Here is an 11,909-nt window from a genome sequence, read left to right as displayed (position 1 = left end):
GAGTTTATTCACTATTTTCAGATTCATATAAATTTACTAGGATTATGACACGCCCTGCGGGAAGTGTCAATAGTTTTTTCTTCATCCATTATTTAGAAACTACTGAAAGCCCGACGGTTAGCGAGCAGAAGATAGAAATATTTTCCGAACGTTCTTACTATTTATTTGCTATGATAAAAGCGATGAAGCAATTTTTGTGAGGAGAGGATGCTGAACATGCAATCATATATTAATATCCAAAATGGAACAGTGCCTTCAGTTTGTTCACTTGACTGTCCGGACCAGTGCGGGCTGCTTGTACATAAAAAAGACGGGAAAATTGTTCAGATCGAAGGCGATCCTGACCATCCCGTAACGCAAGGAAGCATTTGCAACAAGGTGAGAAATATGAGCGAACGCTTATATGACCATAAAAGACTCAAAACACCGTTAAAGCGAATCGGCCAAAAAGGCGAAGGAGCATTCGCTCCGATCAGCTGGGACGAAGCGATCGAAACTATTTCCTCCCGCTGGAAAAAACTACTGGCAGAGGAAGGGGCCGAATCCATCCTCCCGTACAGCTTTTATGGGAACATGGGAAAGCTGAGCGCGGAAGGAATGGACCGGCGCTTTTTTCATCGCCTCGGGGCCAGCCGGCTTGATCAAACTATTTGTTCTGTTGCCGGCTCAGTCGGCTTCAGCTATACGATGGGCGGGAGCTTTGGGACAGACCCTGAAGAAATGTCGGAAACCAAGCTATTTATCCTCTGGGGCATCAATGCTGTCAGCACAAATATGCATCAAATGATGATTGCTCAAAAAGCACGGAAAAACGGAGCAAAAATCGTTGTCATTGATGTTCACAAAAACCAGACTGGACGAATGGCCGATTGGTTTATCCCCATTCTTCCCGGCACAGACGGCGCCCTTGCTCTTGGTGTTATGCACATTCTCTATAAAGAAAAGCTTGTCGATCAGTCATTTCTGGAAGAATATACAGTCGGCTTCAAGGAGCTGGAAGAGCAGGTGAAAGCTTACGAGCCTCAGACCGTTTCTGCTTTAACCGGTGTCCCTGTTGAAGACATCTACAAGCTGGCTCGTTTATATGGAACAGCTTCCCCTTCCATGATCCGCATCGGAAACGGCCTGCAGCACCACGACAATGGCGGGATGATTGTCCGCACCATCGCTTGCTTGCCCGCCTTGACAGGCCAATGGCGGAAAAAAGGCGGCGGCGCCCTTAAATCAAACTCCGGTTATTTAGCTTATAACACGAGGGCTCTGCAGCGGCCGGAGCTGTTGGCGCAGCCGACACGGATCATCAACATGAATCATCTAGGAAAGGCCTTGCTTGAGCTGGAGCCGCCCATCCGTTCATTGTTTGTCTATAATACGAATCCCGCTGTTGTAGCGCCGGATTCTAATAAAGTGAGAGCGGGCTTAGCACGGGAAGATTTATTTACAGTTGTGCATGATCTGTTCTTAACCGAAACAGCCCAGTTTGCCGATATTGTTCTTCCGGCTACCTCCGCCTTTGAAAATACAGATTTATATACATCTTATTGGCATAACTATCTCCAGCTCCAGGAGCCTGTCATTCCGCCTTACGGAGAAAGTAAATCGAATCCTGATGTCTTCCGGCTGCTGGCGCAGGCTATGGGCTTTGAAGAACAAGCATTGAAAGACACCGATGAGCAATTAATCGAACAAGCTATCAATCATAAAGCCAATCCCCACTTCCCTGTCATCACATACGAAGAGCTTACAAACAAGCGCTTTGTCAAGGCGACCAATACACGTGTACCGCTTAACAGCTTAAAAACGCCAAGCGGCAAAATTGAGCTGTATTCCGAAAAAATGAAAATAGATGGTCATCCAGCGTTGCCGACGCACATGCCATTAGCAGAAGAGAAGGATTTCCCATTCCTGTTTGTGCCCGGACCGAACCATAACTTTTTAAACTCTACATTTTCTCATAATGAGAAACATAGAAAGCTCGAAAAAACACCAAAGCTATTTATCAATCACGAAGATGCCGGCCGTTTAGGCGTCGAAAACGGCACTACAGTGCGCCTCTGGAATCACCGCGGAGAATGTCAATTAACCGCTGTCGCAGGCGACCATGTTCTTCCGGGCGTAGTGGTGAGCCAAGGGCTTTGGTCAGATGAGCCAGGCGAAAAACGTCTGGTCAATTCCCTCACTCCTGACCGGCTAGCGGATATGGGAGGCGGAGCTGTATTTTTCTCTGGACGTGTGCAAGTGGAAGCAATAAAGCAAGTAATCGATAATAAAGAGACTGGCAGAACGGTCCGCAGGAAAAATGCACAGCTGCCGACCATTTGAGATCGCTGGCTTTCCAGCGGTCTTTTTTTATGCCTTATTTAGCCGGAATACTCTTTTGCAGAGATCAGGCTGCTGGCCAGCTTCCTCTCTTTCTTGCACATGGCGCTTTATTTTTTCATCAAAAAGAGGTATGATAAATATAATACCAACTATTTTAATGGGATAAGAGGTGTTTTAATTGCCGCAAACAACTTTATCAACACCGGCGAGCCGAGGTTATCGTTCTACAACGGTTGTTACCCGGCTGAATCCGATGCAAAAGCCACAGGCTGCTGCCGGGATTATTATAGCTATTCTTCTTTTTGCCGCTATTGTTCAAACGGCTAATTGGACTCAAGGCGTTTTATTCGCCATTGGGCTTGCCTTAGGAGTGACGCTGCTGTATGCCCGGTTCGGCTTTACCTCTGCCTTCCGCCGGCTAATGTCTGTCGGCAACGTTCAAGGACTGCAGGCACACATGATTATGTTAGCTGTGGCTTCGGCGTTATTTGCGCTTATACTGGGAACAGGCTTCAGCTTTACGGGTGTCACTCCCGCCGGCTATGTCTCTCCAGTAGGCACAAGCTTGATTTTTGGTTCATTTATCTTCGGAATTGGAATGCAGCTTGGTAATGGCTGTGCTTCAGGAACGTTATATCAGGTAGGCGGCGGGGCATCTTCAATGGTTTTAACGCTTCTTGCTTTTATTGCCGGATCTGTTCTTGGTGCTTACCACTTTACATTCTGGATGGAAGAGACGCCATCTCTTCCGCCGATTTCTTTAGCTGAATCAACAGGGCTTGGCTACTTCGGCGCGCTCATTGTTCAATTGATTCTTTTTGCCGCAATTTATTGGATAACCGTGCAAATTGCCAGGAAGAAAAACCCGCCAATGATGAAACCCCTGCCGACGACTGCCGGCTGGAAGAAAGTATTCCGGGGCTCTTGGCCGTTAATCACCGCCGCTGTTGTGCTGGCCTTGTTAAACGCATTAACATTAACTGTTAGAGGAAATCCGTGGGGCATTACTTCCGCCTTTGCTCTTTGGGGCGGAAAAGCGCTTATGGCTATGGGTATAGACGTATCAAGCTGGGGCTTTTTCTCGGGTGCTAACGGGGAGGCCCTTACACAAACTGTTTTGGCAGATTCTACAAGTGTCATGAACTTTGGAATTATTTTAGGGGCTTTTATTTCTGCGGCGTTTCAGGGGACATTCAAGCCGAAAAAAATTCAGCCGAAAGTGGCAGCAGCTGCTATTATTGGCGGACTATTAATGGGCTATGGCGCCCGTCTCTCTTTCGGTTGTAATATCGGAGCCTATTTCGGCGGAATCGCCTCCTTCAGCCTTCACGGCTGGGTATGGATGGTTATGGCTATGCTGGGTACTTACGCAGCTTTATTTATCCGCCCGCTCTTCGGGTTGAAAAACCCGAAATCCTCCGATACGTTTTGTTAAGCAAAAGAAAGGTGTTCCAAAATTTCACTTTGGGACACCTTTCTTCATTTCTGCTGTTTTCACTTTTCCATCTCCTGCAGAAGATGGCACACCCCCTCGATAATATCAAAAGGCATAACACCATAATGAGATAAGAAGGCAGCCCTCTCCTCGCCCGCTCTGGCATGCAAATAACTGGCCGCAATCAGGGCAGCGACCGGCTGGGCTCCTTGGGCTAGAAAAGAAGCAATCATTCCTGTCAGCACATCTCCGCTTCCGCCTTTTCCAAGCGAACTATTGCCGTGCGGATTGACATACACTTCTCCGCTTGGTGTAGCCATCACTGAGCGGTGCCCTTTCAGCAATACATAAATCTGATGCTCTTTAGCAAAATCTCTAGAGATCGTCAATCGGTCTTCCTCTACCTCTTGCACCGTTTTCTTCAGTAAAGCAGCCATTTCTCCGGGATGAGGCGTCAAAATAACCTCTCCCTCATATTGGTGCAACATCTCCAGTTCGTCTTTAATCAAATATAACGCATCCGCATCTATGACAACCGGCTGGCCGTGCAAGGAATCCAGAAGGCCTTTCATCCATTTATCGCCGCCGGCAAACCGGCTCATTCCGGGACCGACGGCCACGCTGTCAAATTTATGAAGGCTCGGAGCTAATTCGCTGACTGCTTGCTCAGAAAAGCGTCCTTCTTTTTCTGTCAACGGCAAAAACAACACTTCCGGATGCTGGGCCGTAATCAGCGGGTAAATACTCTCAGGCACAGCCATGGTAACCAGACCTGCTCCGCTATGCAGAGCGGATTTCGCTGAAAAAATGGGAGCGCCCACATACTGGCGGGACCCTCCAGCTACAAGAACATGTCCAAATGTGCCCTTATGGCCATGCGGCGGACGTGCCGGCACAGCTTCTTTAGCGAGCTGCTCCGTTATCAGCTGCGGCAGTGAAAGGCCGAGAGCTGCCGCAGCTGAAGGAGGAACAGAAATATCGACCGCTTTCCACTCCCCGATATAGCTGGGACCGTCCTGCAAGAAAAAGCCGCGTTTAGGAAACACGAAACTGACTGTCTCTGAGGCTTGAACAGCTATTCCTTCCGCTTTCCCGCTATCGCTATTTAGACCGGAAGGAATGTCTACAGACAAAATCAGCTTCTTGTCCGCCTGTTCATTGACCATCGAAATCACTTGGCGAAAAGGCTCTCGGACCGGCCCGTTTATACCTGTTCCAAGCAGCGCATCGACGATAATGTCAGCACGCTCCAGATAGTTGTAAAGCTCTTCCCTTTTCTGCTCGCAAAAATAAAAAATCGGCAACTCTCGCTTTATGTAGACATCCAAGTGAACTTTAGCATCGCCGCTAATCCGTTCCGGGGCAACAAGCAGGCAAAGAAGCGTTTTCACCCCTAAGTCGCACAGCCGGCGAGCAATAACAAAGCCGTCTCCGCCATTGTTCCCTCCTCCGGCCAGCACAATCACCTTCGGCTGTTTACTAGCAGAGGCGGCGAGGAGCTCTTCCACCACTTTTGCGCCGGCATTTTCCATTAAAACGACGCCGGGCAGTCCAAGCTGCTCCATCGTATATCGGTCCATCCTTTGCATATCTGTTTGTCCAGCTATCAACATTTGATTCCCCCCTTTATTGCCCAATAAAAAAATAAGCAGGCTCCCTTATTGCTCAGTATCACAAGTGAAACCTGTACTTTTTCAACCATTCATCATTCAGCAAACTCTTCCGGAGAATACTTGCCAAGTATTTGCTGCAAGGAACTGAAGGACTCTATCTCGGAGAAATCAATGCCTAATTGCACCGCTGTCTGGGCAATCTCGGGCCGAATGCCCGTCATTGTGGATTTGATACCTAATAAGTTCAACACTTGAATAATTTGAAAAATTTGCTGGGCCACCATTGTATCGATAATCGATACGCCGGATAAATCAATGAATAAATGGGAAATTCCCGCTTCGACACACTTCTTTGGTATTTGTTCCAAAATGCTTTTGGCGCGCATCGTATCAATATCGCCGACCAGGGGCAGGATACCTTTGGAAGAGGTGATAGGAATAACAGGAGAACCAAGCTCCTCAATAAGACTTTGCTGGGCTGAAAGCCGGTTCATCATAATATCGAAATACATCTCGGAAAATTTAATATTCAGCTCATCAAACGCCTTGTGAATGACAACTCCCCATTTTAGAATATCTTCATGAGTCACTTTGCTCTTATTTAACTTCACAAACTTCTCTACAAAATGCCAATAGGCTTCTCTTGCTGCACGCAGGGCATCCTGTACTTCATGAATAGGCGTATTGCTGGCCACTCTGCTCTCTGCCACTTCCAACGCCCATTGCTTCTTTTGCTTTTCAAATGTATCTTGTTCTTCTAAAAGGCTGCTGGCAACGGTAAGGTTCGTTAACTGATTTTGCTTTCGCAGCAATTGTTCAATCGACTGGTCAGCATCTGCTGAATAGACAGATCCGCTTTTTTTCTCTCTCGCAGCGAGCCATTCTTCTGTAATTACAGTTGAATGATCTATTAAATACTTATAAAGCTGGGAATCAATAGTCTTCATACCCCTTCCACCCCTGGAACTCAAATTTTGGTCTCTATTCACTATCTTCTTATATGCATCTCTATAAATCATATCACTTTTTCAAATAATAACTCCAATTTCCAAATTAATTACTTTTTTAAAGACAAAAAACAACCGCCTGTTTCCAGCAGTTGCTTTTGTTTTTTCCTTTATCTTCTGTTTTCTCTTATGATCTTCCTGACCTCTTCCAAGGAGGGAAGTGCTGCCATCGCTCCTTTTTGCGAAGCTGCCAATCCTCCCGATATCGAGGCGAAGCGGGCCATATTAGCGGCTTCGTCCAAGGTTATGGAAGAAATAGCTTCATTCCGCTCGTTCAATCCGTACAATAAACCCGACATAAAGGCATCTCCAGCCCCCGTCGTATCAACTGTTTCCACTTTCCAGGCCTCTATTTCGGCAACAGCAGCTTTTGTGAATACGATGCTTCCATGCTCTCCCTTTGTCAGCAAAACAAGCGAAAGATCATAGCAGTCTATCCACTGCTTTATGGCTTCTGTATTCGTTCCTCCCGTTAGAAACAAGAGTTCTTCTTCCGACAGCTTTAATATGTCTGCTTCTGACATCATCGTAAATATCGTTTGTTTAAGCAGCTCTTCATCTTCCCAGAGAGCCAGGCGAACGTTAGGGTCGAACGAAACCATCAATCCATGTTTCTTTGCATAAGCAAGCGCCTTTTGAGTAGCCCTCCTGGCAGGCTCCCTTAACAGCGAGATAGTTCCGAAATGAAATATTTTTTTAGCAATAAACCATTCTTCTCTTATCTCCGATTCCTCCAAAAAGAAATCGGCGCTTTCCTTGATGTAAAAGCTGAAACTGCGCTCTCCTTTTTTGTCCAAAGTAACGAACACCAGGCCGGTCCGATGAGTATCTGTGAAAATAAGAGAGGTAGTATCCACCTGATAGGCAGCCAGCGTTTTTTTCAAAAAAGTGCCTAGCACATCGCTTCCCAGCTTCCCGATGAACATAGATTCCATTCCCAGGCGGGCGGCTCCAACCGCCACATTGGCTGGGGCACCGCCTGGGCTTTTTATATAGGTGCTATTTTCGGGGTCAGCTGGAATGAAATCAATCAATGCTTCACCAAGGGTGATCAGTCCGTTTTTCATAAGGAATCTCTCCTTTTCAGCCAAACAGGTGCAACGGCGTTTGGCTTACCTGATCCAGGCGATAATGCCTTCGTCATCATCAAGCTCCAGCTCAATTCCAGCCGCAAATGGATCCATTTGGAGCTTCGTATCCAGCCAAAAGCGAATCGCTTCAATAATATTCACCGTGACTAAAATTTGCTTTCGCCCGGCAACATGCGATTCAGCAGAAAAGCCGTAATCGTCGTCGAACATTAACTCTATTTCCACCTCATAGGGTGAAACGGCTTTTTTATCAGAAACATATAAACAAAGAGCATTAATAATATCTTGCTCAGGCAGCTTTATCTGTTCCATGAATGATCATCCTTCCGTTTATTTTTGAACAAGGAAACAACAATCTTCCGGATGAGCACCACAATTGCCACGAGAACAATCATATTAATTAAAAAGCCAAGCACCGATCCTAAAATCCCCAGGTTGCCAAGCAGACTGCCAAACAGCAAGCCGGCTACACCGCCAAGAAACAGTCCTTTTAGAAGACCGCCTTTGTTTGATTTAGAGGCTGCTGATTTTTTTGAATCCTTTGTCGTTGATTTTTGTTTATTCACTTGCTGGTCTTTGTCCTTCTTTAAAAAAGACGGGCTGCTCCCTGCAGGAGAATTATAAGATTTTTTCCCTGATTTATAGGACTTGGCGCTTGCCGATTGCGGCTGGTGGTCAAACACATGGCTGATCGGCGCAAAACATAGACTAAAGATAAAAAGTGATGCCATAATTTTTTTCAACATATAAAAAACCCTCCATTTTTTGTTTTTCAATCAATTAAACAGCTTTTTCATCTTCCATGCGGCTCGTATATTTACTTTCCAGCCTCTTTTCAATTTTTTCAATCATCTTTTCATCCTTCATCAATTCCTCTTTATTCTTGGCCACTAGCTGCTGAAAAGCCAATCGTTTTTTCTTCATGCTTTCCCCTCCTCATTCAATGGATTCCCTGCTGCTTAGAACCATAAGCAGATAAACAAAAAAGCCTGTACCGGATGGCGGTACAGGCTTTGATCGCACAAAAAGACCTATACCGTTTGGTAAGGTCTTGCTAACAACGTTCATCGCTGCCAACAAAGCCGAGAGCTGACCGCTCTGTAATGACGACTTTGCTGTAAAAGCTACTCCCCTTAAAAGGAATATTCAGTTTATACTAATATAATAATCTATGATCAGCGGGGCGTCAAGTGCTAACTTCTGCTTGTTTTTTCAGCAGAGTTGTTAAATTTTCTATCTATTTCGCTCCTCTACACCATTCATGTCTAATCACAATAAAGTGCATATGGCACAGCATCTGTTATTGCGGTCCCTCACGCCAAGTGGCAACGTGATCATCCTCATCGAATTCGATCATAACATCCGTGACATTTGTGATGCTGTTCTTGATACTCGCTTCAATATGGTCTCTTATATCATCAGCTGCTTTGATCTTCATTTCGGGATCTACCTCCAAGCAGAGCTCGATATGGAGATCATCCCCTTCCTTGATAACGTCCAAATCCTGAATGTCCCTTATTTCAGGATGCTGCAGCACCCGGGCGCCGATTTTTGCTTGCAGCTTAACGTCTGCCACCCCCAGTACTCCTGCCGCGTTATCTAGAAATACCCGGCCGACAACCAGAATAAGCATTAGGCCGATGACGATAGAAGCATACCCGGTAGCGCTATGAAAAGGCGTGTAGGCAGCCAGGATAATAGCCATCACAGCGAGAAGAGCACCGCCAACAGCTACATTATCCTCTAAAAAAACAAGTTTTGTAGCTGGCTTGGCATTCTTCACATGTTTGTAGCTTTCCGGAATAATTTTAAGCCCTTTTACTTTTTCTTGAGGCAAATGCTCGGTAATTTCTTTCATTGCCTTGTAAAGAACGGTTGCCTCCAATACAGCGGCGGTTCCGAGAATGCCGATGTTCAGCCAAAACCAGTCTTTGGAATGAACCGGGCTGGAAATATGATGAAAGCCTTCAACCACTGTTTCATACGCCAATACCCCCACGATCAACACAGCGCCGAGCAGAACTAAATTCACTAAGCGGCCAAACCCTCCTGGAAACCTTTCTGTCGCTTCCTTCTTACTTAATGAGGAACCGATAAAAACAAACAGCTGATTAGCGGCATCACCAAAACTGTGCATCATTTCAGCAAACATGGCGACGTTGCCCGTGATTAAATAAGCAGCTGTCTTAATCAGTGCAACGATGGTATTTATTACTGCCGCCCATAAAGCTGACCTGCTGCCGGATTTTAATAACCCTATGAATTCCTTCACTTTGTCCGCTCCTTTCTTCTAGAAGCTTTTTCTGTTTTCGTCTGTTCTTATTTCATTCCCCCTAGTGCCTATGATAAAAACGTGAATCTGTTCCAGCAAAAAGAAAAAGTGACGCCATCATTGCGCTTGCGTCACTTTCCTGCTGCCAGGCTATACAGTCTTTGAAACGCTTTCTCCCAAAGGCTTGCGCGGGCGGGCAGAACGGTACCAATACAAACAAAGCAAAAAAACAAGGATCATATCGATGGCATCACCGCCATAATACATGAAGACCCCGCCCATTTTTGCTTGCGCTTCAGCCACACCGGCCGGCGGATGGGCATAAATGTATTTGGATAATATCCCATGTCCGGCGAGCGCAAGGATCAGGACCAGCGTTCGGTATAGGAAGCTCTTTTGATGAGGAATTGGATCAATATAAAGGATGACGGCAGTGAACAAGTAGCCGGCTAAAAATACATGAAAATGGATGAAGAGGTGCAAAAAAAGGGATTCATGCATCGCACGATACAACTCAGTGGTGTACAGAACCCATAATCCGCCAACGTTCAGCAGAGCGGCCACTGCAGGATCGCTCAGAAACCGGATGGGCTTGCTTTTTAATAAACGGGCAAGGGTGCGTGCTGCTCCTGTCGGCAATGTCCGCAAAATCAAAGTGACTGGCGCGGCCATCACTAAAAGAAGCGGTGCAGCCATCCCCAATAGTAAGTGTCCGGCCATATGGGCTGTAAAATCCACATGCGCCCGGGCAGCAAGAGGCCCAGTGACCGAGCTCAAAACCAGCGAAATCCCTGCTACCCAGCAGGCTGTGCGAAAGTAAGGCCACTTTCTTCGATAACGGTTAGAAACAGCGACAGCAGCTAGGTATAGACATAAGGCGAAGAGAAATGGGAGCGCCAAAAGCACTTGCGGCGCCGCTTTGGACAGCTGCTCTCCCGCGTAGCAAATATCTGATCCCATCATGAGGGGCGCTCCCGTTTGTTCCGCGTCCGCATCAGCAGGATTCCCCCGACAAGGATCATGGCAAGAGCGGTGAGATTCCAGATCATATCGTACACGATAATGTTTTCGACATATCTAATTTGGTGAATCCTCATCATCTTGTGCTGAATGATCCCATCATATAGCTGAAATCCGCCAGCTCCAAGCAATACACCGCCCCACCATCTGGCAGGCCAGAACCCCTGCTTTCTGCGGAGATCGGCAAGCATAAACAAACCGCCGATTGTCGCGAACCAGCTAAAAGCATGGAAAAAACCGTCGGAAACCAATCCCATCGCTGTTGTTGACTTGTCGTAAAAATGATGCCAGTGAAGCAGCTGATGGAAAACCGCTTCATCAAAAAAGGCAATAAAACCTACGCCAAATAAAAAACCCGACCACACATTTTTGGACAAATAGCCGGAACGGTGCGAATCCACGTTGTCACTCTCTACTTTGGCAGCCATGACATCCCCCTCCCATTCTTTTGAAATTGATGTTATGTATTCCCATCTTTCCACAAATAAGCCAATTACAAACAAAATGATCGATTACAATGACAAAAGACAATTTGTCAGATGAGAGTCAAGGACGTGTAAAAAAAAGCGGGCACAGCCCGTCAACTCCCTGTTGCTAAAAGTACCTCAGATCAAATATAAGAATGGTTATTGAATAATAAATGTTCAACATTTATTATTTTAATATTTTTGAAATAATGTTAGTATTTGTTAAATATATAATGAAAGGCGGACTTTTCATGCGAAATGAATCTATCTTACCTTACGTTTTAATTTTTCTGTCTTTGGCGATATCAACTTACTTTGCCTTTAATACAAAGGCGTTAATGCCTAAAGGGTATGACTTGGCTATTGATGGTTATGTAATATCAAAAACTTTAATAGTTATTTTCACCTTGTACTTATTATCTAAATTAGGCTACTACTCCATAAATAAAAAAGATTAGCTGCTAGGCTAATCTTTTTTATTTATGGAATGCGGAAGATGATCGGCTTCCTCCGCGTGCTTCTGCCAAACATGGCGGGTCACCACTTTCTGCTGGTCTCTGCTTTCTGTACATGACGCTAAAGCAGGACACATCATACAAATATGTGTAAGTGATCGATACTCTTCAAACAAGTATGGTTATACGACTGCCCTCTTTTTTTATACACCCTGTTGATTGAATGG

Annotated in this window: 13 protein-coding genes; 4 read left to right on the top strand and 9 right to left on the bottom strand. The window is 45.8% G+C overall.

Features of this window, described 5'->3' with window-relative positions; genetic code table 11:
- The 3 genes from BBA02S_RS21185 to BBA02S_RS18630 all read left to right on the top strand — a co-directional run.
- On the top strand, positions 1-200 hold a 200-nt coding region (locus tag BBA02S_RS21185), incomplete at its 5' end, for a hypothetical protein (RefSeq protein ID WP_218011594.1).
- A 16-nt stretch (positions 201-216) separates the two neighbouring features.
- Positions 217-2,322 carry a molybdopterin oxidoreductase family protein gene (locus BBA02S_RS18635; RefSeq protein WP_052477368.1) on the top strand — a complete coding sequence of 702 codons (2,106 nt, stop codon included), beginning with the start codon at positions 217-219 and terminating at the stop codon, positions 2,320-2,322.
- A 253-nt stretch (positions 2,323-2,575) separates the two neighbouring features.
- Positions 2,576-3,757, top strand: a complete 1,182-nt coding sequence (locus tag BBA02S_RS18630) for a YeeE/YedE family protein (RefSeq protein ID WP_156136669.1) — start codon at positions 2,576-2,578, stop codon at positions 3,755-3,757.
- A gap of 59 nt (positions 3,758-3,816) precedes the next feature.
- Here the strand turns inward: BBA02S_RS18630 and BBA02S_RS18625 are convergent, their stop codons facing one another.
- The 9 genes from BBA02S_RS18625 to BBA02S_RS18590 form a co-directional block, all read right to left on the bottom strand.
- Positions 3,817-5,370 (bottom strand): bifunctional ADP-dependent NAD(P)H-hydrate dehydratase/NAD(P)H-hydrate epimerase, encoded by a 1,554-nt coding sequence (locus BBA02S_RS18625; protein WP_041101222.1) that lies wholly within the window; start codon positions 5,368-5,370, stop codon positions 3,817-3,819.
- Positions 5,371-5,462: 92 nt separating this feature from the next.
- Positions 5,463-6,317, bottom strand: a complete 855-nt coding sequence (locus BBA02S_RS18620) for an STAS domain-containing protein (RefSeq protein ID WP_041101220.1) — start codon at positions 6,315-6,317, stop codon at positions 5,463-5,465.
- Positions 6,318-6,487: 170 nt separating this feature from the next.
- Positions 6,488-7,444, bottom strand: a complete 957-nt coding sequence (locus BBA02S_RS18615; RefSeq protein WP_041101218.1) for an aminoimidazole riboside kinase — start codon at positions 7,442-7,444, stop codon at positions 6,488-6,490.
- 45 nt (positions 7,445-7,489) lie between these two features.
- Positions 7,490-7,780: a YxcD family protein gene (locus tag BBA02S_RS18610; RefSeq protein ID WP_041101216.1), complete on the bottom strand. Its 291-nt coding sequence runs from the start codon at positions 7,778-7,780 to the stop codon at positions 7,490-7,492.
- Positions 7,768-8,214 (bottom strand): hypothetical protein, encoded by a 447-nt coding sequence (locus BBA02S_RS18605; RefSeq protein WP_041101214.1) that lies wholly within the window; start codon positions 8,212-8,214, stop codon positions 7,768-7,770. Before BBA02S_RS18605 ends, BBA02S_RS18610 begins: the two co-directional genes overlap by 13 nt.
- Before the next feature lie 34 nt (positions 8,215-8,248).
- Positions 8,249-8,392: an FbpB family small basic protein gene (locus tag BBA02S_RS20415; protein ID WP_082028264.1), complete on the bottom strand. Its 144-nt coding sequence runs from the start codon at positions 8,390-8,392 to the stop codon at positions 8,249-8,251.
- A 376-nt stretch (positions 8,393-8,768) separates the two neighbouring features.
- Positions 8,769-9,740, bottom strand: a complete 972-nt coding sequence (locus tag BBA02S_RS18600; RefSeq protein ID WP_041114207.1) for a cation diffusion facilitator family transporter — start codon at positions 9,738-9,740, stop codon at positions 8,769-8,771.
- Positions 9,741-9,890: 150 nt separating this feature from the next.
- Complete coding sequence (locus BBA02S_RS18595) at positions 9,891-10,703, bottom strand: cytochrome c oxidase assembly protein (protein ID WP_052477367.1); 813 nt, start codon at positions 10,701-10,703, stop codon at positions 9,891-9,893.
- Positions 10,700-11,188 (bottom strand): DUF2243 domain-containing protein, encoded by a 489-nt coding sequence (locus BBA02S_RS18590; RefSeq protein WP_041101210.1) that lies wholly within the window; start codon positions 11,186-11,188, stop codon positions 10,700-10,702. Before BBA02S_RS18590 ends, BBA02S_RS18595 begins: the two co-directional genes overlap by 4 nt.
- Positions 11,189-11,478: 290 nt before the next feature.
- On the opposite strand from BBA02S_RS18590, the gene BBA02S_RS18585 reads away from it, so the two are divergent.
- Positions 11,479-11,685 carry a hypothetical protein gene (locus BBA02S_RS18585; RefSeq protein WP_041101207.1) on the top strand — a complete coding sequence of 69 codons (207 nt, stop codon included), beginning with the start codon at positions 11,479-11,481 and terminating at the stop codon, positions 11,683-11,685.
- Positions 11,686-11,909: the final 224 nt, after the last annotated feature.

This window comes from Bacillus badius NBRC 15713, assembly GCF_001591605.1.
GTDB lineage: Bacteria > Bacillota > Bacilli > Bacillales > Domibacillaceae > Pseudobacillus > Pseudobacillus badius.
Note: the sequence above shows the minus strand (reverse complement) of the source record. Positions and strands in the feature narration are given on the sequence as shown.